We start from the raw sequence: 19,640 nt of genomic DNA on the forward strand, positions 1-19,640 counted from the left end.
AGATGAGTTCCGCGCTTTCTCGAACCCAATCCACCCGCAAGCACGTTGTCGAGACCGCAGGCGGTGTCGTCGCCTCCCAGCACCGCCTCGCCGCCGAAGCCGGGGCAGAGGTCCTGCGCGTGGGCGGTGACGCCGTCGATGCCGCCGTCGCCTGTTCCTTCGTCGTCGGCGTGCTCGAACCCTGGATGTCGGGTCCCGCCGGCGGTGGTGCCGCCCTGAACTGGCGCGCGGAGACCGGCGAGGCGACGGCGATCAATTTCGGCATGCGCTCGCCGAAGGGCCTCCGGACGGAGGATTATCCGCTCTCGGGCGAGGGCAAGGCGGGTGACCTCTTTCCCTGGGAGCGGGTGGTCGAGGACCGCAACGTCCAGGGCGCGAGCGCCATCGCGGTTCCCGGCACCGTCGACGGGCTCGGCCAGGCGCACGCCCGCTGGGGCGTGATGCCGTGGTCCGACCTCCTCCAGCCGGCGATCGGGCACGCGCGCGACGGCATGCTGGTCGATTGGTACGCCGCGCTCATCATCGCCTCCACCGCCCGCGAGCTTGCGAAGGATCCGGATGCGGCGGCTTTGTTCCTCGACGACGGCATCTGGCCCAAGGGCTCGGGCTGGACCGCCATTCCCGAGAACCGCCTCGACCAGAGCCGCATGGCCGACAGCCTCGAGGCCATCGCACGCGGCGGGCCCCGGGCCTTTCACGAGGGCGATCTCGCCGAGGCGATGGCGAAGGACGTCCAGGACAAGGGCGGATCCCTCACCGCGGGCGATCTCGCCGGCTACCGGGCATGGATGGGCGACGCGCGGAAGGTCACCTACCGCGACGCCGCGTTCCACGTCATGCCGGGCCTCACCGCCGGGCCGACCTTCGCCCACGCGATGGCCGAACTCGAAACGCGGGACCTCTCCGCGATGCCCGAGGCCTATGCCGCCTACGCCGATGCCTTGCGGACCGCCTATGCGGCGCGTCTCGGCACCATGGGCGATACCGGCGAGGTCGCGGAGGCGCCGGGCTGCACCACCCATTTCTCCGTCGTCGACCGCCACGGGAACATGGTCGCGCACACCCAGACCCTCCTGTCCATCTTCGGCAGCCGCGTCGTCTCGCCATCGACCGGGTTTCTCATGAACAACGGCATCATGTGGTTCGACCCCGAACAGGGGAAGCCGAACTCGCTCGGCCCGGACAAGGCTTGCCTCATGAACGTCTGCCCGGTGATCGGCGAGGCGGGCGAGCGTCGCTTCGCGCTCGGCGCATCCGGGGGGCGCAAGATCCTCGGCGCGGTGACGCAGCTCTCCTCCTTCCTGACCGATCACGGGATGAGCCTCGAACAGGCGTTCCACACGCCCCGCATCGACGTCTCGGGCGGCGATGCGGTGATCGCCGACGAGACGCTGCCGCAGGCGACGCTCGACCGGCTTGGCCGGGACGCCGCCCTGCGCACGACCCGCCGCACCGTCCTGCCCTACGCCTTCGCCTGCCCCGCGGGAGTGATCCGCGAGGCCGGGCGGCACGCCGGCTGCACCGAAATCATGTCGCCCTGGGGCGACGCCGCACTGGAAGAGACCGAGGACCAAGCATGACCAGAACCGCCGCCATCGACCGCGTGACCGACTATTTCGACGCGGGCACGTTCCAGTCCGACCTCGGCGACCTCGTCACCTTCCGCTCGGAGAGCCAGAACCCCGCCGACGAGGCGCGCGCCGAAAGTCTCCGCTATCTTCGCGAGGCGATGCTGCCTCGCCTCTCCGCGATGGGGTTCGAATGCGAGATCATCGACAATCCCGATCCGCGCGGCGGTCCGCTCCTTCTCGGAGACCGCCACGAGGGGGACGGCCTCACCACGGTGCTGACCTATGGCCATGGCGATACCGTCCGCGGCCAGGAGGGGATGTGGCGCGACGGCCTCGAGCCCTGGGCGCTCACCGAGGAGGGCGAGCGCCTCTACGGACGGGGTGCGGCGGACAACAAGGGCCAGCACCTCATCAACATCGCGGCGCTCGAGGCGGTCCTCGTCGAGCGCGGCTCGCTCGGCTTCAACATCCGCATCGTGATCGAGATGAGCGAGGAGGTGGGCTCGGTCGGATTGCCCGAGGTCTTCGAGCGCTACCGGGACCGGCTGACCGCGGACGTGCTGATCGCCTCCGACGGGCCGCGCCTGCAACCCGAGGTCCCGACGATGTTCATGGGCTCGCGGGGCGGCACGACCTTCGACCTCGTCGTCGAGACCCATGAGGGCGCGCACCATTCGGGGAACTGGGGTGGCCTTCTCGCCGACCCCGCGATGATCCTCGCCCATGCGCTGGCCGCGATCACCGACCGCCGCGGGCAGATCAAGGTGCCGGAATGGCGCCCGGGCAGCCTGACCGACACCGTCCGTGCGGCGCTCAAGGACCTGCCCGTCGCGGGGGGCGAGGGGCCCGAGGTCGATCCGGATTGGGGCGAAGAGGATCTGACGCCCGCCGAACGCGTCTTCGGCTGGAACAGCTTCGCCGTGCTGGCCATGGTCTCGGGCGTGCCCGACGCTCCGGTCAACGCGATCTCGGGATGGGCCCGCGCGACCTGCCAGCTCCGCTACGTCGTCGGAACCGACCCCGAGGACGTGGTGCCGGCCTTGCGCCGCCATCTCGACGCTGAGGGATTCCGCAACGTGCAGATCCGACCGCACGACCGCGGCTTCTTCGCGGCGACACGGCTCGACCCGAGCCACCCCTGGGCGGACTTCGTCGGCCGATCGATCCAGGAAACGAGCGGCGGGCCGCTGCACGTCCTGCCGAACCTCGCGGGCTCCCTTCCGAACGACAGCTTCACCGACATCCTCGGCCTGCCCACCATATGGGTCCCGCATTCCTACCGCGGCTGCTCGCAGCACGCCCCGAACGAGCACGTGCTCAAGGGCGTATGCCGCGACGCCCTCCGCACCATGGCAGGAGTGTTCTGGGACGTCGGCACCCGGCACTGACCGTCCGGTTCCCCCCCCCCGGTACAGGGTGATCCGGCAGGAGCGGTGAGACTCTTCTCGGCTTCCGAGAAGTCTCCTCGATCGCCGCTCCGACCCGCGCCACGCATTGTTTCCCTCAGGGCTCGACGCCGGCCTCGGACAAGATGGCGCGAAGACCGGCGAACGCGTCGCAGGTCGGAACATGGCTGTCGCGGGACTGGGCGAGGTAAGTCTCCGCGCCCGTTGCGACCGCAACGGACGTATCGGTCGCCGGATCGGCGCCGGACTTGTAGGCGCCGATGCGTATGAGGTCCTCCATCTCGCCGTAGCGCCCGAGCGCCGAGCGGGCGGCCGTGAGGACCGCGTTTTCGGCAGGCGAGTGGCAGTCGGGCAGCATGCGCGACAGCGAGCGTTCGAGGTCGATTGCGGGGTAGCGTCCGCGTTCGGCCACACGCCGGGAGAGGACGAGATGTCCGTCGAGGATGCCCCGTACCGCGTCCGCGACCGGATCGTTGAGATCGTCCCCATCGACGAGCACTGTGTAGAGCGCGGTGATGTCGCCTTGACCCTCTGTCCCGGGGCCGGTGCGCTCGAGGAGCTGGGGCAGTTCGGCGAAGACCGTGGGCGGGTAGCCGCGGGCGGCGGGCGGTTCTCCGAGGCTTAGGCCGATCTCGCGCTGCGCCTGCGCGAACCGCGTGACCGAGTCGAGCATCATCAGCACGTTCAGCCCTTCGTCGCGCAGGGCCTCGGCCACGGTGGTGGCGGTCCAGGCCGCCTGCCGGCGCAGGAGCGGCGCGGCATCCCCGGTGGCGGCGACCACGACCGACCGCGCGAGGCCTTCGGGTCCGAGCGCGTGTCTCAGGAAATCCTGCACCTCGCGGCCCCGCTCTCCGACAAGACAGACAACGATCACGTCCGCCTCGCCGCGGCGGGCGAGCATGGACATGAGTGTCGATTTCCCGACCCCGGAGCCGGCGAAGATGCCCATGCGCTGCCCGGTGCAGAGGGGGGCGAAGATGTCCATCGCCTTGACCCCGGTTTCGAGCCGGGAACCCACGCTCCGGCGTCCGAAGGCCGGGGGCGGGGCGCTGCGGATCGGGCGGGCGGGACCCGCGGGGGGCAGGGCGCCCAGATCATCGAGCGGTGCGCCCAGCGGATCGATGACCCGGCCGATCCAGGCGCGTCCCGGCCGTAATGTCGCGCCGCCCGGAATGACCTCGACCGAGGCGCCGGGGCCGATCCCGGACCACGTGCCGAAGGGCAGAAGATGCACGCCGGCCTCGTCGATCCCGAGGACCTCGCCGTCGACGGAGGGGCCCGCGAGGGGCGTCACGCGGCAGCGCGCGCCGATCCCGACCGCCCGTTCGATCCCCCGGACGGTCAGCTTCATTCCGATCACCGCACTGACGTGACCGGTGATACGGCGGCCGGGCAGGTCGTGGGCGGCATGTGTCATTTCAGCGAAAAGGCTCATGAGGCAGAATTTATACTTGCTATTCATGAATAATAAAGTGCAAAACATGCATTGACGAAAGGAAAACGTGATGGCCTTCGACAATCTGTCCTTCTTCAATCTCGCCTCGGACCGGCTGAACTGGCTCGGGAGCCGCCAGCAGGTGACCTCGGAGAACATCGCAAACGCCGACACGCCGGGCTACCGCGCGCGTGACGTGGATGCGTTCGAGGATCTTCTGAAGCGCAGCGCGCCGCTGCGGGGGCTCGAGACGACAAACGGCAAACACATCTCCTCGGGGGATGTGGGCGGCGTGCGGGTCAGGGAGGATCGCGTCCCCTGGGAAGAGAGCATCGACGGCAACAGCGTCGTGCTCGAGCAGCAGGTCATGCGCGCCAGCGAGACCGCGGACAGCTACCGGCTGGCGGCCGATCTCTATCGCAAGGGTCATGATCTGCTGACCCTCGCCGCCACCGGCATGCGATAGGGAGAGCCTTCTATGGATCCTCTCAAGTCCATTTCCTCGATCGCCTCGAGCGGATTGCGGGCGCAGGGCACGCGTCTTCAGATCGTCGCCGAGAACGTAGCCAACGCCGACACGCGCGGCGCGACGCCCGGCGCCGATCCCTACCGGCGCAAGACGGTCTCCTTTGCCGAGGTGTTGAATGGCGCGACCGGCACCTCCCACGTCGAGGTGCGTGATGTCGGCCGTGCCGCGGGCGCGTTCGAGACGGTACTCGATCCCTCGCATCCGGCGGCGGACGCCGACGGGCTGGTGAAGGTGTCGAATGTCAACACCCTCCTCGAGATGGCCGACATGCGCGAGGCCGCGCGCAGCTACGAGGCCAATATGACCATGTTCGAGACCGGGCGTACGATGCGCTCGCGGATGCTCGACCTGTTGAAGTGACGAGATACCGATGGCAGAACCGCTGATTTCCTCCTCCGCCGCGCTCGGCGCCTACCGCAACAGCCAGTCGCTCGAGAAGGCTGCGCCGGAGCCAGGAGGCGGCGATTTCGCCAAGCTCCTCGGGGAGGCGACGAGTTCGGGGCTGTCGCAGGCGCGGGCCGCAGAAACGGTGATGCAGGAGGGGCTCTCCGGCCAGCAGAGCACGCAGGCCGTGGTAGAGGCGACGCTGCAGCTCGAATCCACCGTGAAGATGGCAGTGTCGATCCGCGACAAGCTGGTGGAAGCCTACCAGGAAATCATGCGGATGCCGGTCTGAGGGCCATTATGAGCGAGAGCCAGATCTACGACATGATGTCCGGGGCCTTCTGGGTGGTGCTCATCGCCTCGGGGCCGATCCTTGCGCTGGCGCTGATCGTCGGCCTCGTGATCGCCTTCATGCAGGCGCTGACGCAGGTGCAGGAGATGACGCTGACCTTCGTGCCGAAGATCGTCGTGATCTTCATCGGCCTCGTGGCGACGACGCCCTTCATGTACGCGACACTGCACGAGCTCGCCGAGCGCAGCTTCGACGCCATCGCAAGCGGCCAGCCGTGAGGGCGGCGGCGCTCTTCTGCGCAGCGCTCCTGGTTGCGGGTCCCGCGGCGGCGAACGGCTGGGCGGGGTTCTACGCCGGCAGCGAGCAGGCGCGGGAGGAGCCGCGCGCGCCTCAGGCCGAGCCGGCGCCCGCACCCGCGCCGGAGCGCTCGCTTGCCATTCCCGACACCGGCGCGCCCGACGAGGGGATCTGCATCCGGGCCATCCTCGAGGCGCAGGAGCGGCACGGCATCCCGGACAACATCCTGCTCGGACTCGGCCTGCAGGAGGCGGGCCTGATGAAGAACGGCGAGCTGACGGTCTGGCCCTGGGCGGTCAATTCCGAGGGCGAGGGGCATCTCTTCGACAGCGCTGAAGAGGCCCTGTCCTTCGTCTCCTCCGAACAGGCGCGGGGCGCCCGCTCGATCGATGTCGGCTGCATGCAGATCAACCTGCGCTGGCACCCGGAGGCCTTCGTGACCGACGCGCAGGGTTTCTGGCCGGGCCGCAATGCCGATTACGCCGCCCGCTTCCTGCGCGGGCTCTACGAGGAGAGCGGCGACTGGATGGTCGCGGTCGGCCATTACCATTCGCGCACGCCCGAGCATCAGGGCCGCTACACCGCCTCGGCCAAGCGCAACATCGCGGTCGCGAACCAGCGCATCGCAAATTTCGAGGCGCTCGCGGGCCTCGGCGCGACCGCTCCCGTCCGCTCCGCTTCGGCCGAGGCGCCGTCCCGCGCCACTGCCAACGCCACTGCCTCTGCCCGGCAGGAGGGTGTCCCGTTCTGGAGCACGCGCTCCTCCGAGGGGCCGCGCCGCACGCTTTTCGGCACCGGCATCCTGCAGCCGATCCTGCCGTCCTTCACGCGTTAGGGCTCGTTCATGGCCACCCCTCCGACTTCTCCGATCTCCGCGATCTCGGGCGCCATGTTCGGCCGCAGCATGGCCAACCGCGACATCGGCTTCGCGATCGGCGTGACGCTGATCCTGGCGGTGCTCTTCGTGCCGCTGCCGCCGGTCTTGCTCGACCTCGGGCTGGCGCTCTCGCTGTCGGTCTCGGTCCTCGTGCTGATGGTGGCGCTCTGGATCCGCACGCCGCTCGAGTTCAACGCCTTCCCGACGCTGCTTCTCGTCGTCACGCTCCTGCGGCTGTCGCTGAACGTCGCCTCGACCCGGCTGATCCTGTCGCAGGGCCATACCGGATCGGGCGCCGCCGGCGGGGTGATCGAGGGCTTCTCGCGCTTCATCGTCGCCGGCAGCTTCGTCATCGGCATCGTGATCTTCGCGATCCTCGTGGTGATCAACTTCATCGTCATCACCAAGGGCTCGACCCGGATCGCCGAGGTCTCGGCGCGCTTCTCGCTCGACGCGATGCCGGGCAAGCAAATGGCGATCGACGCCGATCTCGGCGCGGGTCTCATCGACGACAAAGAGGCGCAGGCGCGCCGCCGGACGCTCGAGGAGGAAAGCGGGTTCTTCGGCGCCATGGACGGCGCCTCCAAGTTCGTGCGGGGCGACGCGGTCGCCGGCATCATCATCACGCTGATCAACATCATCGGCGGCATCCTGATCGGCACGGTGCAGCACGGCATGAGCATCGGGGACGCGGCGAACGCCTATACCACGCTGACCATCGGCGACGGGCTCGTGAGCCAGGTGCCGGCGCTGGTCGTCGCCATGGCGGCGGGCCTCATCGTCACCAAGGGCGGAACCGAGGGCGCGGCGAACGAGGTCGTGCTGCGCCAGCTCGGCCGCTTCCCGAAGGCGCTCTACATGGCCGGGGCGCTCCTCTTCGGGATCGGGCTGCTGCCCGGATTTCCCATGATGCTCTTCACCGCGCTGGCGGCGTTGATGGCGGGAACGGGCTACGTGCTCTGGCGCAAGACGGACGAGGCCGAGAAGGACGCGGCGATCAAGGCCGAGAGGGACGACGCCCCACCGCCCAAGACCGAGGCCGAGCAGCTGAGCGACACGATGCGGGTCGACGATCTCTGCCTCGAGCTCGGGGCCGGCCTCGTGATCCTCTCGGACAGCGCGGAGGCGGCGCTTCCCGGCAAGATCAAGAGCCTGCGCGGCGTCTTCGCCCGCGATTACGGCTTCGTTCTGCCGACGGTCCGGATCCGCGACGAGGCGACCCTGCCGGCGAACCGCTACCGGGTGCTGGTGCAGGGGGTCGAGGCGGCGAGCGGCGATCTGCGCGGGCAGGGCCGGATGGTGCTGATCCCGCCGGGCGATCACGGGCTCTCGGGCGAGCCCGCCAAGGACCCCGCCTTTGGGCTCGATGCGCTCTGGGTGGATTCCGAGACGGCGGACAAGGCCGAAGCCCAGGGGCTGACGGTGGTCGATCCCGAGAGCGTTCTGACGACGCACCTGACCGAGGTGGTGAAGGACCACATGGCCGAGCTGCAGAATTACGGCGCGACCCGCGAGGCCGTGGACCGGCTCGACCGGGACTACCAGAAGCTGGTGACGGATCTTTCGGTGCCCTCGCCGATGATCCTCGTGCAGCATGTCCTGCAGCGGCTGCTGGCCGAGCGCGTCTCGATCCGCAACCTGCCGCTCATCGCCGAGGCCATCGCCGAGGGCGCGCGCGGGACATCCTCGGTCACGAAGATCACCGAGCACGTGCGCCAGCGGCTTGCCAACCAGATCTGCGCGCAGCTCGATGACGGGGCGGGTTACGTTCCCGTCCTCGCCCTCTCGCCCGCCTGGGAGAAGGAATTCGTGGAGGCGATCCGCACCGGGGGCGACGAGCCGACGTTCCTCATGTCCCCGCAGCGGGTGCAGGATTTTGTCCTCGCCGCCCGGCAGCAGATTCAGGCCCATGCCGGTGGCGACGCCTGGCCCGCGATCCTCGTCAACGCCGATGCGCGGCATTTCGTGCGCTCCATGCTGGAGCGGGTGAGCCCGACGACCCCGGTCATCAGCCACGCCGAGATCCACCGCAAGGCGTCGCTGCGCACGGTGGGCCAGATCGGCTGAGGCATGGATCTGTCGGTCTTCCTCACCTCGCAGATCCTCGGCGTCGGCATGGTCTTCGCCCGGATCGGCGCGATCATCATGTTCGTGCCGGGCCTCGGGGAGCAGTCGATCCCGGTACGCCACCGCCTCGCCATGGCGCTGGCGCTCTCGATCGCGCTCTCGCCGATCCTGCCCGTCGGGCCGCTCGATCTGCAGGAGCCGCTGGTCATCCTCCGGCTCCTCGGGGTCGAGATCACGCTCGGTCTCTGGTTCGGGCTCGTCGCGCGGGTGATCATGAGCGCGCTGACCTTCGCGGGCTACCAGATCGGCCTCGTCTCGGGCCTCGCCAACGCGATGGCGCCGACGACGGGCGCGTTCGAGGGGGCGACGCTGGTCGCCTCGGCGCTCACCACAGCCGGTATCGCGCTCGTCTTCGCGAGCGACCTGCATCACCTCATCATCGGCGCGATGATCATGTCCTACGACGTCTTCCCGCTCGGCCGGATCATGCCGGGCGATCTCGCCCAGCAGATGGTGCGGGCAGGGGCAATGAGCCTCTATCTCGGCGTCTCCATGTCCGCGCCGTTCTACGTCATGGGCATGGTCCTGAACGTCGGCCTCGGCGTCGCGAACAGGCTGATGCCGACGCTGCCGGTCTTCTTCGTGGCGACGCCCGTTCTTCTTGCCAGCGGGATCGGGGTCCTCGTCTTTGCAGGCCCCGCGATCCTGACGGCGTTTCTCATGCGGTTGAGCGACTGGCTCGGCACGCTCAGCTTCTGAGGCGGGCATGTCCGAAGGCGAGGACAAGGACAACAAGACCGAGGAGCCTTCCGAACAGAAGCTCCGAAAGGCGCGCGAGAAGGGCGACGTGCCGAGCTCGAAGGAAGCGGGCAACATGACCAGCGTCTTCGCGCTGTTCCTCTTGGCGCTCTTCGCCCTGCCGGCCGCGGCGCCCCCGCTCGCCGAGGCGCTCGGGGGGCTCTTCTCCCAGGCCGGGACGATCGAGGTCGGGTCCAACGCGTCAGGGCTCGGAGACCTCGGAGAGGTCGTCGACGCGCTGACCTGGCCGCTTGCGGTAACGCTCGCCCCGGCGCTCGCCATCATGGTGGCTCTCGCGATCTTCGGCGTCCTGATCCAGGGCGAGGTTGTCGTCTCGGGAGAGCGGATCAAGCCCAAGCTTAGCAAGATCAATCCCGCGCAGGGGCTGAAGCGCCTGTTCTCGGCCGAGACCGGCGTCGAATTCGTCAAGAACCTCGCCAAGGTGGGCGTCGTGGCGGGGATCGGGATCTGGGTCGCGCGGGGCGCTGTCACCGATATCTGGGAGATGCCGGGGGTCATGCCGGAGGCGCTGCCCGAATACCTCCGGCAGCACATCTCGCGCATCCTTCTCGGGGCCAGCGTCTTTCTCGTCCCCCTCGCGATCTTCGACGTCATCTGGAAACGGCACCGCTGGCGCGAGAAGCAGAAGATGTCGATCAAGGAGGTCCGGGACGAGCACAAGGACAGCGAGGGCGATCCGATGATCCGCCAGCAGCGTGCCCGGCTCCGGCGCGAGCGGGCGCAGCAGCGGATCTCGCAATCGGTGCCGACCGCGACCGTGATCCTGACGAACCCCACCCATTACGCCGTCGCCCTGCGCTACGAGATGGGTCAGGATCTCGCCCCGGTCTGCGTCGCCAAGGGCACGGACCTCATGGCCGCGCAGATCCGCAAACTGGCGCGCGAGAGCGAGGTGCCGGTGCTCGAGAACAAGCCGCTCGCCCGCGCACTGCACGCGACGGTCGAGGTCGACCAGCAGATCCCGGCGGAGCACTGGCAGGCCATCGCCGAGATCATCCGCTACGTGATGGATCTTCGGGACGACATGGCCCGCAAGCCGCCCCCGGGGACAGCGCCGCATGTGGAGGCTTGAAGCGCCCCCGCGCCTCAGTCGATGCGGATGCCGCTGAGGTCCTGATCGCCGGGCAGTTGCGCGCGCTCGAGGATGATCTTCGAGATCGCCCTGGCACGGACCGGGCTGAGGCGGGCCATGATCGGGGCCGCGTCGCGTTCGGGCATGGTGCCGAGCACGAGGATCGAGACCTCGAGGTCGAGGTCGTTCATGATCAGCGCCGCTTCCTCGGGTTTCATGTTGCGATAGAGCGCGACGAGCCGGTCCAGATCGGCGTTCTGCGCAGTCTCTGCCTGGTCGAGCAGACCCGAGAGTTCCTCGCGCAGCGCGTCGAGTCTGCTGGTCTCCGCGGCGAGCCGCTCGTCGAGAAGCGCGAGTTCCGCCTCGCGCGCGGCAGCGTGTTCCTTCTGCGCCGCGAGCAATTCGCGCTCTTCGCGGATTGCCCGCATCAGAACCTCGGGGGGCTCGCAGTTGGACGACCCGTCGGTTTGTTCCGCGTCGGCCGCTTCGGCCGGGCTCACGAACATCCCGGAGATGTCTTCGGAAACGAATGGCAGGGCGGTGCGCAGGATTGCAGCGGTAGCGAAGGCACCAAGACCGACCTGAAGCAGGGATGGGCGTTTCACGCCTCGCGGCTCCGGACGGTTTCGAAGAACGAGCGCACCAGATCGGACTTCCCTTCGATCCGCGCCGTTCCGTCCTTCGCCGGCGCGGTGCGCCGCGTCTTCTGGAAGGCCGGTTCGACACGGCGTGCGGCAGGCCGGGAGCGCTCTGTCCCTTCGGCGGCGGACCTGAACGAGGTCACCGCGTCGGCACTGCGGTCGACGGCCGAGGAAAACTGCGAGACCGCGGGTTCAAGGTCTCCAAGCGCGGCCATCAGGCGCCGCACCCTGCGGTCGATGACGAGCCCGAACCCGAGTGCGCCTATCAGAAGCGCGAGGATCGTCAGGTCGAGAATGTAGCCGATCATTTTTCCCCTCCGGCCGTGGTGAAGTTCGTGTCAGTGATGCGGATCGCGGCCGCGCCGGTGCGCCTGCGTCCCATCGCTCCCCGCATCAGGTCGCGGCCGCGAACCGACACGGTGACTTCGCTGTCGGGAGCGATTCCGAGATCGATGACCTGACCGACCTGCCAGTCGAGCGCTTTCGCCAGAGGCACCCGCATCGTCCGGAGGAGCGCGGTCACGGTCACCTCGGTGTCGGTCAGAGTTTCCTTCATCCGGTTGGACCAGGTCTCGTCTTCGCCGAATTGTTCGCCGAGAAACATCTCGGACAGGCGGGCCTTGACCGGGTCGAGGGTCCGGAAGGGGATGACGAAGACGATCCGTCCCCCGCGGCCGTCGATATCGACCTCCAGGGTGATCCGCGTGCATTGCGCCTTCTGCGGCGCAATCATGATCGCTTGCGGGCTGCTCTCGATCCAGCCGACCGAAAAATCCACCTTGCTCACCGGCGCGAAGGCCGTGCCGAGTTCCTGGAGGGTGAGCTCGCACAGCTGCCTGGCCAGTCGTTTTTCGATCGAGGTGAAGCTGCGCGGCGTCCAGTCCGAGGCGTTTGCGGCACGCCCTCCGAGTAGGATTTCGAGGAGGGAGAACAGAAGCTGGGGATCGAGAGCGATCGCCAACCTGCCGTCCCACGGATCGGCGTCGCATACGACGGAGAGCCATGTCTGGTCGGTCCCTTCGAGCGCCTCGCCGCAGGACACGTAGGTGACGTTCTCGACGCGGGCTTCGGCCGGCATGCCGCAGAAATTCTTGAGCGCGACCGACAATCCTTGCGCTTGTCGCTCGAAGATCGCCTCCAGAACCGGCAGGCGTTCGATCTTGCGCGAGGTGGCGCGGATGATCTCTTCCTCGAGAGCGGGGCGGCGGTCTGTGCTCATTGGATCACCATGTCCGCAATCAGGATCTCTCGTGGGGCGTCGCTTCCGGACACCGCCCGCGCGCGGCGCAGGAGTTCCGATTTGAGGCGGGCGAGCCCGGCACTGCCCTCGAGATCGCTCTCGCCGAGCTGGCGCATGTAATCCTGGAAACTGTCGCGGATGTAGAGATATCGCGCGGAAATCTCGTCGGCGCCGGCAATCTCGGGATCGTAGAGAATGACTGCGTCGATCTTGAGAAAGCGGCTTGTGATCCGGCCACTGAGCGTCAGCGCGGTGATGTTCACGATCATCTCGTCGACCGGCAGCATCTCGAACGCGGCCGAGGTCTCGCCCTGCGCGGTGGACCGGGACGTCTCCGGATCTGCGTCGGCGTCACCTGTCGCGGAGGCGTCGAAGACGGAAAGGAATGCGGCGGAACCCATGGACAGGGCCATCCCGCCCGCCGCTGCGGCCAGGCACACGACGAAGAGCACACCGGCAATGCCTGCCTTGTGCAGGGGCGATTTGCCGCCCTTCTGGTCTTCGGTCGCTTCCATGTCCGCTCTGCCACTGCTCGGCTTGTCATGGTTTTAATCGTACAAACCGGATTGACTGGCAAGCATAATTTTCGCAATACATGATTAAACAAGAATAGACCGGTGCTGGTTCCGGTCCAAACGATCGGAGACCGAAGACGTGAAGGCGTTGCAGGCCAATCTTGCGGGGCTCGGCCGGGGCAGGCTGCTGGCGCTCGGCGCGACCGGTGTCGGGCTGCTGCTTGCCGTCTTCCTCGGCCTCGGGGCGATCTACGCGCCCTCCTACACGCCACTCTACGGGGATCTCTCGCCTGCCGCGGCCAGCCGGATCGTGGCCGCCCTCGAGCAGGACGGGTTCGATGTGGAGCTGGGCCAGGGCGGCAGTCTCGTCAGCGTGCCCGAGGCTGATGTCGCCCGCGCCCGCATGGCGCTCGCGGATCAGGGGCTGCCCTCCGAGGGCGTGCCCGGCTGGGAGCTCTTTGACCAGTCGAGCGGTCTCGGCATGAACACCTTCCTGCAGAAGGTGAACCGGCTGCGCGCACTCGAGGGCGAGATCGCCCGCTCGATCCGCACCATCGACGGGATCGAGGCGGCCCGCGTGCATCTCGTCCTCCCCGAGCGCGAGGCCTTCAGCCGCACCCGGCCGGAGGCCACGGCCTCGGTCATCGTGCGCAACCGGGCAGGCTATGCGCTTTCCCGCCGGCAGGCGCTGTCGATCCGGGCGCTCGTCGCCTCGGCGGTTCCGGACATGGACGCCTCCAAGGTGACCGTGCTTTCGGCGAGCGGCGAGACGATCCTCGCCGAGGATGCCAGCAGCGATGTCGAGGGGGCCCTGCAGACGCGGCAGACCGCGCTCGAGGACAGGCTCGCCCGGTCGGTGCGCGAAATCGTCGCCGCGCGCGTCGGGGCCGCGAACGTGCGAGTCGAGACCAATGTGCAGCTGAGTACCGAACGTCAGGTCGTGCGGTCGGAAAGCTACGATCCCGATCAGCAGGTGGTCCGCTCGACCGAAACGCGCGAGGAGCAATCGGAAGGCAGCGAGGACCGATCGGGCGAGGTCAGCGTCGCCAACGGCCTGCCGCCCGAGCTTGCCGGCGGAGCCGAAGGCGGCACCGGCTCGCGCCAGTCGAGCAGCCAGAGCAACGAGATCGTCAATTACGAGATCGGCAACACGCGCACCGAGACGATCCGCGAGCCGGGTCAGGTCGCGCGGCAAACGGTGGCCGTCCTCGTCAACGGGATCTATGCCCCGGATGCCAACGGCGATCCGGCCTATCAGGAGCGCCCGGCGGAGGAACTGGAGCGGATCGAGGCGCTGGTGCGCTCGGCGATCGGCTTCGACGAAGCGCGGGGTGATACCGTGTCGGTCGTTTCCATGGAATTTGTCGACATGTCGCTCGATGCCGGCACCGCTGCCGGAAACTCGCTCACCGACGTGCTGGCCCGTAACGCGATGTCGATCCTCCGCGGCCTGTTGGCGCTTGCGGTGGTGGTCGCGGTGCTGCTCTTTGCCGTGCGTCCGGCTCTGAAGCGGGCGTTACCGGTCCTCGCCGAGGGCGCGGCGCCCGGCGGGCTTGCCGCGCCGGAGGGGAGCGGTGCGGCGCAATTGCCGGGCACCGGCCGGACCTCCGCGCCCGGTCTGCCCAAGGCTGAACGTGGCGTCGAGCCCTACGACGCGTCGGCGCTCGCCCATGACGATGCAGACGAGGAGGACGATCTCATCGCCCTCGCCTCGGTCCAGGGCGGCGTGCGCAAGCGGCGGGTGCAGACCGTCGGCGAGCTTGTGACCTCCGATCCGGACGAATCCCTCCGCGTGCTGCGGCAATGGTTGGCCCAAGGAGCCTGATCCATGCGTTTTTTCTTCGAACGTGATTTCGACCGCGAGCTCGAGATTGAAAGCGGCGAGACGCCTTCCGAGGCCGCCGGGGTGATCGCGCAGGACATCGAGGAGCGGATCGCCGAGGCGCGGGCGGCCGGCTTTGCCGAAGGCGAGGCCTCGGGCCGGGCGGCGGCCGAGATTGATCTGCGCGGCGCCTGCGAGACCCGGCAGGCGGAAGCACTGACGGCCCTCTCGTCGCGACTTAAAGAATTCGTCGCCGAGGCCGACATGCACCGCGCCAAGCTCGAGATCGAACTGGTGGATTTCGCCCTGGCGGTCTGCGAACGCCTCGCGCCGGAAGCCGTGGTGCACTTCTCGGAGCCGCGCCTACGTGACGAGCTGCAGGCCGGCCTCAAGCTCGTTCAGGGCGAGGGGCGGGTGCGCGTCCGCGTGGCGCTCGATCTGCGGGACAGGATCGAAGCCGATATCGCGAAAATGGCGGGATCGGAGCTCGCGGCCCGTGTCGAGGTGAGTGGCGATGCCGGCCTCGCGGCCGGGGACGTCCGCCTCGAATGGGACAACGGCTTCATGGAGTACAGCTTCGCCGCCACCTGCGACCGGCTGATCTCGGCCCTCGATACCCTTGCCGGAGGTGAGTCCCGTCCGGCCCCTTTCCGGAGAGCAGCACATGCCTGACGACACGAAAAGCGCCGAGGCGCCGACCGCCTTCGGTGACGAGATCCCCGAGCTCGAAGCCGAGCGCGAGACCCCGCCCGAGACCGGACCGGCAGAAGCGGCGGCGAAGGCGAGCGGCATCGAGGCGGTGATGAACGTCAATCTCGACGTGCAGGTCGTGCTCGGCGAATGCCGCATGCCGATATCGAGCCTCCTGAAGCTCGGCCGCGGCTCGGTCATCGAGCTCGACCAGAAGATAGGCGAGCCGGTCTCGCTGGTCATCAATGACCGGCTGGTGGCGCGCGGCGACCTCGTGAAGATCTCTGAGGATCGCATCGGTGTGTCGCTCACCGAGATCGTGCTCGAGCATCCGGCCTCGATCATCTGAGCGGATCGATGCGCCGCCTCATCCTTCTCACGGCCCTTCTCGTGCCGCTGGCGGGCGCCGCCGCGGCGCAGGATGCGGGCGGCTTTCTCGGCGCGGTCGCGGACGCCCTCGGCGACGCGCCGGCAGGCTCGGACGACCGTGCCCAGCTCTCGGGGCGGATCGTCCAGCTCCTTGCGCTCTTCACCGTGCTCTCGGTCGCGCCGGGGCTGCTGGTCGTGATGACGAGCTTCACGCGGTTCGTGATCGTCTTCTCGATCCTGCGCTCCGCGCTCGGCCTCAACCAGACGCCGCCCAACATGGTGATCTCGGCGATGGCGCTCTTCATGACCTTCTTCGTCATGCAGCCGGTGCTGATGGACAGCTGGGAGGGAGGCGTCGAGCCGCTGCTCGAGAACACGCTGACCGAAGAGCAGGCGGTGGCGCGGATCGGCGAGCCCTTCAAGGCCTTCATGTTCGCTAATACGCGGCCCAAGGATCTGGCGCTCTTTGCCGATTACGCGGCGCGCTCCGAGGGCGTCGAAGGGGAACTTGCCGCGGCCGAGACCGCCGAGGAGGCATCCTGGCGCGCGCTCGTTCCGGCCTTCATGATCTCCGAGTTGCGGCGCGCCTTCACGATCGGATTTCTCATCTACCTGCCATTCGTGGCGCTCGATCTCATCGTCGCCTCGATCCTGATGAGCGCGGGCATGATGATGCTGCCGCCCGTGCTGATCTCCCTGCCGTTCAAGGTCATCTTCTTCGTTCTGATCGACGGCTGGTACATGCTCGCCGGCAGCCTGATGGAAAGTTACCTGCCCGTTGCGGGCGGCTGAGGACCAAACCGACATGACGCAAGCAACCTTTCAACGCGCCACGCTCGACGCCGGGAACGTGCCGGGCAAGGCTCTGGTCGGACCCGAGAAGGCGGCGGTCCTCTTTCTCTGCCTCGGCGAGGACCGTGGCACGGATCTGATGAAACAGCTCTCCAAGGACGAGATCCGCAAGATCTCGCACGCCATGGCGGGGCTCGGCGTCGTTCCCGCCCCCATGGTCGAGGAGGTCATGGTGGATTTCGGGCGCGCCGTGGCACATGGCGGCTCCGTGATCGGATCGTTCTCCATGGCCGAGTCGATGCTGCGCAAGGTGCTGCCCGAAGACCAGGTCGCCACCATCCTCCGCGAGATCCGCGGTCCGCTGCAGGAGCGCGACCTCTGGGCCCGGTTCTCCATGCTGAACGAGACGAGCATCGCGGGCTACCTCAAGTCCGAGCACGATCAGACCGCCGCCGCGATCCTCTCGCATGTGGAGCCGCAGACGGCAGCGTCCGTGCTGCCTCTCCTCGGCGAGGAGCGCATGCTGTCGATCATCGAGCGCATGGTGGCGCTCGATGCGGTCCCGCAGCACATGATGAAGCAGATCGAAGAGGCTCTGCAGCAGGACATCGCTTCCGTGGCCGCGCAGCCGACCGCCGGAGAGAAGCGCCGCCGCATGGCCGAGCTCTTCAACCGGCTCGACATCGAGATGTTCGAACAGCTGGCGCCCCGGCTCGAGGAGAGGATGCCGACCGCGTTCCCCGAAATCCGGGCCCGGATGTTCACGTTCGACGATCTGGTCCGGATCGATCCGCAGGGCCTCGTGCGGGTGATGCGCGGGGTGGAGGGAAACACCCTGCCGGTCGCCCTGAAGGGTGCCAAGGAAGACGTGGCGCAGAAGTTCTTTGCCGCGCTCCCGCAGCGCTCCCGGGAGATGCTGCAGGAGGAGCTCTCGGTCATGGGGCCGATGCGGGCCCGCGACGTGCGCGAGGCTCAGAGCGCGATGGTCACATGTGCCCGGCAGCTGGCGGCGGAAGACCTTATCGTCCTCCCGCTCCACGACGACGAAGTCATGATCCAGTGAGCCTCAGCCGTAGGGGCGGCGGGGCAGGGCGCTGATCGCCGAGATGTCCAGCGTCATCGGCGCGAAGGCCCCGCCGCCGCGTGCCATGCCCGAGAGCATCTGCACGGCCGGATTCGAGGAGGCGCCCTGCGCCGAGGTCGCATCGCTGATCGCGACATAAATCCTCTCGAAGCGCTTCAGCTTCTCGGGATCCTTGAGATCGGCGAGATCGAGCTTGCGCTTGAAGATCTCGGCCTGCTTGTCGATGTCGAGCCCGGCGGTCGCCTCGGGGATGCCGAGCGCGGTGCGCAGCACCTTCGAGAGGTCCTTGTCCTTGAGGATGTCGAAGACGTTCCGGACATTCGCCGCCTTGTCGCGGAATTCGAGTACCCGGCCGACCGTCTCGTTCTGCGCCTCGCCGTCGTTGATGTACTGGCGCGTGACGTAGCGGTCCACCATCTCCTCCTGCCAGGCGGGATCCGAGAAGTCCTGCACCGGACCGGCATCGGTGAAAGCCATCTCCGCATGCAGGTCCTTGAACCGCGAATCCGTCAGGCGGTTCACGAGCGAGGTGCGGTCCGAGACGTCGCTCGTCAGCATCTTGCGGATCAGCGCCTTGCCGAAGATCTGGTCCTCGAGGTCGTGCGCGCGCATCACGAAGGTATAGAGATCGCGGTCCTCCATCAGATCGTCGATCGACGAGACGTCACCGATCCTCTCGCGGAACTGCGTGATCGCCCGCTCGTGCTGCGCCGAGTTGCGGATGAGCGACAGGCTCTTGTCCTTCGTCGCATCGAGCAGCGACAGCCCGGTGCCCGCGCTCATGCCGCCGATCGGGATCATTCCGCCGCCACCGCGGGTTCACCGCCCTCGGCCTCCTGGGCCGCCGTGAGCGCCATGAGCTTGGCCTCGTGCTTCAGCACAGGCCGCAGCGCGGAGAGCGCCTTGTAGAAGTCAGACTGGCTGACGAAATTGGCCGCCTCGAAGATCCGGCTGAGATTGTCGCCGCCGAAGACCATCGCGAGGTCCGCAAGATCGCTCTGGATCAGCGGCACGAGGGCCTCGCGGTGCGTCGCGTGGATGAGCGCCGTCTGGATCAGGAAATAGGCGCGCCGGACCGGGGTCGGTGCGCTTTCCTTGTCGAGCAGGTCGCTCTCGCGCACCACGTCGGCGTGGCTCTCGATATGGATCATGTGGCGGCGGTTCGAGTTGCGGATCTCGCAACCGTTCACCACGAGGCGTTCGTTGGGCTTGAGCGTGATCGCGAGCGGCATCTCTCAGACCCCGCTCGGACCTGGCGCCTGGCCGGCCAGCCCGCGGATGATGGTGTGGTTGATGTCGACGAGCGCCTTCACGCCGGCCTCGCCGCCCATCACGCGGGAGCTCTGCCGGTCGATCCAATGGGCGATGGAAATCAGCTGCGCGCGCAACTCCTTTGGCAGTGCGTTGTCCGGCTCGCTGAGATCGTGCCGGATCGCGAGCCAGAAGCGCTGGTTGTCGGAGATGGCGTCGCGCAGGCCCGCGGCGAGGATCGGCAGGCGCTCGGTGCGCTCTGCGGTGTCGTACACCCCGGCGGCGCGCTCGATGGCGGCGGTGACGCCCGAGAGCACCCTCCGTTCGATCTGGCGCGGTGTCTCGGTCTCGCGGACATTCTGCTTGTAGGCGGCGATGCTCATGAATTCTGCCCTCTCGGCCTCTGGCCCCGGCTTCTGCCGGAGTGGTCGGGACGGGGGCCCGGGATCATCCCGGGCCCGACGCTATGTCATGCGGAAGGTCTGCC

Annotated in this window: 23 protein-coding genes; 15 read left to right on the forward strand and 8 right to left on the reverse strand. The window is 68.0% G+C overall.

Going from position 1 to position 19,640, the window contains the following annotated elements:
- Positions 1-2 precede the first annotated feature (2 nt).
- Positions 3-1,580, forward strand: a complete 1,578-nt coding sequence (locus OCH239_RS00120) for a gamma-glutamyltransferase family protein (protein ID WP_037256893.1) — start codon at positions 3-5, stop codon at positions 1,578-1,580.
- Complete coding sequence (locus OCH239_RS00125) at positions 1,577-2,959, forward strand: M20 family metallopeptidase (protein WP_037256897.1); 1,383 nt, start codon at positions 1,577-1,579, stop codon at positions 2,957-2,959. Before OCH239_RS00120 ends, OCH239_RS00125 begins: the two co-directional genes overlap by 4 nt.
- A 115-nt stretch (positions 2,960-3,074) precedes the next feature.
- Here OCH239_RS00125 and OCH239_RS00130 read toward each other — a convergent pair whose 3' ends face one another.
- Positions 3,075-4,394, reverse strand: coding sequence for a FliI/YscN family ATPase (locus tag OCH239_RS00130; protein ID WP_037256901.1), 1,320 nt, complete (start codon positions 4,392-4,394; stop codon positions 3,075-3,077).
- An 88-nt stretch (positions 4,395-4,482) separates the two neighbouring features.
- Here OCH239_RS00130 and OCH239_RS00135 point away from each other — a divergent pair, with 88 nt between their 5' ends.
- From OCH239_RS00135 to OCH239_RS00170, 8 genes are read left to right on the forward strand one after another with little or no spacing between them, the layout of a single operon-like run.
- Positions 4,483-4,878: a flagellar basal body rod protein FlgB gene (locus OCH239_RS00135; RefSeq protein WP_037256904.1), complete on the forward strand. Its 396-nt coding sequence runs from the start codon at positions 4,483-4,485 to the stop codon at positions 4,876-4,878.
- A gap of 12 nt (positions 4,879-4,890) precedes the next feature.
- Entirely contained in the window at positions 4,891-5,301 is a 411-nt protein-coding gene (gene flgC / locus OCH239_RS00140) for a flagellar basal body rod protein FlgC (RefSeq protein WP_037256905.1), read from the forward strand.
- A 10-nt stretch (positions 5,302-5,311) separates the two neighbouring features.
- Positions 5,312-5,617: a flagellar hook-basal body complex protein FliE gene (gene fliE / locus OCH239_RS00145; RefSeq protein ID WP_037256907.1), complete on the forward strand. Its 306-nt coding sequence runs from the start codon at positions 5,312-5,314 to the stop codon at positions 5,615-5,617.
- An 8-nt stretch (positions 5,618-5,625) separates the two neighbouring features.
- A complete protein-coding gene (gene fliQ / locus OCH239_RS00150; RefSeq protein WP_037256908.1) occupies positions 5,626-5,895 on the forward strand; it encodes a flagellar biosynthesis protein FliQ in 270 nt (89 codons plus the stop codon).
- Complete coding sequence (locus tag OCH239_RS00155) at positions 5,892-6,749, forward strand: lysozyme family protein (RefSeq protein WP_051489067.1); 858 nt, start codon at positions 5,892-5,894, stop codon at positions 6,747-6,749. The genes fliQ and OCH239_RS00155 overlap by 4 nt, the downstream gene beginning before the upstream one ends.
- Before the next feature lie 9 nt (positions 6,750-6,758).
- A complete protein-coding gene (gene flhA, locus OCH239_RS00160; RefSeq protein ID WP_037256910.1) occupies positions 6,759-8,858 on the forward strand; it encodes a flagellar biosynthesis protein FlhA in 2,100 nt (699 codons plus the stop codon).
- Between the two features lie 3 nt (positions 8,859-8,861).
- On the forward strand, positions 8,862-9,617 hold the full coding sequence (locus OCH239_RS00165) for a flagellar biosynthetic protein FliR (protein WP_037256911.1): 756 nt from the start codon (positions 8,862-8,864) through the stop codon (positions 9,615-9,617).
- 7 nt (positions 9,618-9,624) lie between these two features.
- Positions 9,625-10,749 (forward strand): EscU/YscU/HrcU family type III secretion system export apparatus switch protein, encoded by a 1,125-nt coding sequence (locus tag OCH239_RS00170; RefSeq protein WP_037256912.1) that lies wholly within the window; start codon positions 9,625-9,627, stop codon positions 10,747-10,749.
- A 14-nt stretch (positions 10,750-10,763) separates the two neighbouring features.
- Here OCH239_RS00170 and OCH239_RS00175 read toward each other — a convergent pair whose 3' ends face one another.
- From OCH239_RS00175 to OCH239_RS00190, 4 genes are read right to left on the reverse strand one after another with little or no spacing between them, the layout of a single operon-like run.
- Positions 10,764-11,354 carry a MotE family protein gene (locus OCH239_RS00175; RefSeq protein ID WP_157577758.1) on the reverse strand — a complete coding sequence of 197 codons (591 nt, stop codon included), beginning with the start codon at positions 11,352-11,354 and terminating at the stop codon, positions 10,764-10,766.
- Positions 11,351-11,698, reverse strand: a complete 348-nt coding sequence (locus OCH239_RS00180; RefSeq protein WP_051489072.1) for a hypothetical protein — start codon at positions 11,696-11,698, stop codon at positions 11,351-11,353. The genes OCH239_RS00175 and OCH239_RS00180 overlap by 4 nt, the downstream gene beginning before the upstream one ends.
- On the reverse strand, positions 11,695-12,609 hold the full coding sequence (locus OCH239_RS00185; RefSeq protein WP_037256914.1) for a flagellar motor switch protein FliM: 915 nt from the start codon (positions 12,607-12,609) through the stop codon (positions 11,695-11,697). The genes OCH239_RS00180 and OCH239_RS00185 overlap by 4 nt, the downstream gene beginning before the upstream one ends.
- A complete protein-coding gene (locus tag OCH239_RS00190) occupies positions 12,606-13,145 on the reverse strand; it encodes a flagellar basal body-associated FliL family protein (protein WP_051489074.1) in 540 nt (179 codons plus the stop codon). The genes OCH239_RS00185 and OCH239_RS00190 overlap by 4 nt, the downstream gene beginning before the upstream one ends.
- Positions 13,146-13,284: 139 nt before the next feature.
- On the opposite strand from OCH239_RS00190, the gene fliF reads away from it, so the two are divergent.
- Genes fliF through OCH239_RS00215 form a run of 5 tightly spaced genes read left to right on the forward strand, consistent with a single transcriptional unit; the run spans position 13,285 to position 17,881 of the window.
- Positions 13,285-14,970, forward strand: a complete 1,686-nt coding sequence (gene fliF / locus OCH239_RS00195; protein ID WP_037256915.1) for a flagellar basal-body MS-ring/collar protein FliF — start codon at positions 13,285-13,287, stop codon at positions 14,968-14,970.
- A 3-nt stretch (positions 14,971-14,973) separates the two neighbouring features.
- Positions 14,974-15,639: a FliH/SctL family protein gene (locus OCH239_RS00200; protein ID WP_037256916.1), complete on the forward strand. Its 666-nt coding sequence runs from the start codon at positions 14,974-14,976 to the stop codon at positions 15,637-15,639.
- Positions 15,632-16,006 (forward strand): FliM/FliN family flagellar motor switch protein, encoded by a 375-nt coding sequence (locus tag OCH239_RS00205; protein ID WP_051489076.1) that lies wholly within the window; start codon positions 15,632-15,634, stop codon positions 16,004-16,006. The genes OCH239_RS00200 and OCH239_RS00205 overlap by 8 nt, the downstream gene beginning before the upstream one ends.
- Positions 16,007-16,014: 8 nt before the next feature.
- A complete protein-coding gene (fliP, locus tag OCH239_RS00210; RefSeq protein WP_037256918.1) occupies positions 16,015-16,818 on the forward strand; it encodes a flagellar type III secretion system pore protein FliP in 804 nt (267 codons plus the stop codon).
- 13 nt (positions 16,819-16,831) lie between these two features.
- Positions 16,832-17,881, forward strand: a complete 1,050-nt coding sequence (locus OCH239_RS00215; protein ID WP_051489160.1) for a flagellar motor switch protein FliG — start codon at positions 16,832-16,834, stop codon at positions 17,879-17,881.
- A 3-nt stretch (positions 17,882-17,884) separates the two neighbouring features.
- On the opposite strand, the gene OCH239_RS00220 is transcribed toward OCH239_RS00215, so the two are convergent.
- The 3 genes from OCH239_RS00220 to flaF are packed head-to-tail and all read right to left on the reverse strand — an operon-like array spanning position 17,885 to position 19,536.
- Complete coding sequence (locus tag OCH239_RS00220) at positions 17,885-18,703, reverse strand: DUF1217 domain-containing protein (RefSeq protein ID WP_037256921.1); 819 nt, start codon at positions 18,701-18,703, stop codon at positions 17,885-17,887.
- Positions 18,700-19,134, reverse strand: coding sequence for a flagellar biosynthesis repressor FlbT (locus tag OCH239_RS00225; protein WP_051489078.1), 435 nt, complete (start codon positions 19,132-19,134; stop codon positions 18,700-18,702). Before OCH239_RS00225 ends, OCH239_RS00220 begins: the two co-directional genes overlap by 4 nt.
- Positions 19,135-19,137: 3 nt before the next feature.
- Positions 19,138-19,536, reverse strand: coding sequence for a flagellar biosynthesis regulator FlaF (gene flaF / locus OCH239_RS00230; RefSeq protein ID WP_037256923.1), 399 nt, complete (start codon positions 19,534-19,536; stop codon positions 19,138-19,140).
- Positions 19,537-19,640 lie beyond the last annotated feature (104 nt).

The organism is Roseivivax halodurans JCM 10272, assembly GCF_000521785.1.
GTDB lineage: Bacteria > Pseudomonadota > Alphaproteobacteria > Rhodobacterales > Rhodobacteraceae > Roseivivax > Roseivivax halodurans.

What these genes read in the sequence shown, in the direction of transcription:
- OCH239_RS00120 (WP_037256893.1), top strand. Translation starts at nt 3, where the DNA reads ATGAGTTCCGCGCTTTCTCGAACCCAATCCACCCGCAAGCACGTTGTC.
- OCH239_RS00125 (WP_037256897.1), top strand. Translation starts at nt 1,577, where the DNA reads ATGACCAGAACCGCCGCCATCGACCGCGTGACCGACTATTTCGACGCG.
- OCH239_RS00130 (WP_037256901.1), bottom strand. Translation starts at nt 4,394, where the DNA reads ATGACACATGCCGCCCACGACCTGCCCGGCCGCCGTATCACCGGTCAC.
- OCH239_RS00135 (WP_037256904.1), top strand. Translation starts at nt 4,483, where the DNA reads ATGGCCTTCGACAATCTGTCCTTCTTCAATCTCGCCTCGGACCGGCTG.
- flgC (WP_037256905.1), top strand. Translation starts at nt 4,891, where the DNA reads ATGGATCCTCTCAAGTCCATTTCCTCGATCGCCTCGAGCGGATTGCGG.
- fliE (WP_037256907.1), top strand. Translation starts at nt 5,312, where the DNA reads ATGGCAGAACCGCTGATTTCCTCCTCCGCCGCGCTCGGCGCCTACCGC.
- fliQ (WP_037256908.1), top strand. Translation starts at nt 5,626, where the DNA reads ATGAGCGAGAGCCAGATCTACGACATGATGTCCGGGGCCTTCTGGGTG.
- flhA (WP_037256910.1), top strand. Translation starts at nt 6,759, where the DNA reads ATGGCCACCCCTCCGACTTCTCCGATCTCCGCGATCTCGGGCGCCATG.
- OCH239_RS00165 (WP_037256911.1), top strand. Translation starts at nt 8,862, where the DNA reads ATGGATCTGTCGGTCTTCCTCACCTCGCAGATCCTCGGCGTCGGCATG.
- OCH239_RS00170 (WP_037256912.1), top strand. Translation starts at nt 9,625, where the DNA reads ATGTCCGAAGGCGAGGACAAGGACAACAAGACCGAGGAGCCTTCCGAA.
- OCH239_RS00180 (WP_051489072.1), bottom strand. Translation starts at nt 11,698, where the DNA reads ATGATCGGCTACATTCTCGACCTGACGATCCTCGCGCTTCTGATAGGC.
- OCH239_RS00185 (WP_037256914.1), bottom strand. Translation starts at nt 12,609, where the DNA reads ATGAGCACAGACCGCCGCCCCGCTCTCGAGGAAGAGATCATCCGCGCC.
- OCH239_RS00190 (WP_051489074.1), bottom strand. Translation starts at nt 13,145, where the DNA reads ATGGAAGCGACCGAAGACCAGAAGGGCGGCAAATCGCCCCTGCACAAG.
- OCH239_RS00200 (WP_037256916.1), top strand. Translation starts at nt 14,974, where the DNA reads ATGCGTTTTTTCTTCGAACGTGATTTCGACCGCGAGCTCGAGATTGAA.
- OCH239_RS00205 (WP_051489076.1), top strand. Translation starts at nt 15,632, where the DNA reads ATGCCTGACGACACGAAAAGCGCCGAGGCGCCGACCGCCTTCGGTGAC.
- fliP (WP_037256918.1), top strand. Translation starts at nt 16,015, where the DNA reads ATGCGCCGCCTCATCCTTCTCACGGCCCTTCTCGTGCCGCTGGCGGGC.
- OCH239_RS00215 (WP_051489160.1), top strand. Translation starts at nt 16,832, where the DNA reads ATGACGCAAGCAACCTTTCAACGCGCCACGCTCGACGCCGGGAACGTG.
- OCH239_RS00220 (WP_037256921.1), bottom strand. Translation starts at nt 18,703, where the DNA reads ATGATCCCGATCGGCGGCATGAGCGCGGGCACCGGGCTGTCGCTGCTC.
- OCH239_RS00225 (WP_051489078.1), bottom strand. Translation starts at nt 19,134, where the DNA reads ATGCCGCTCGCGATCACGCTCAAGCCCAACGAACGCCTCGTGGTGAAC.
- flaF (WP_037256923.1), bottom strand. Translation starts at nt 19,536, where the DNA reads ATGAGCATCGCCGCCTACAAGCAGAATGTCCGCGAGACCGAGACACCG.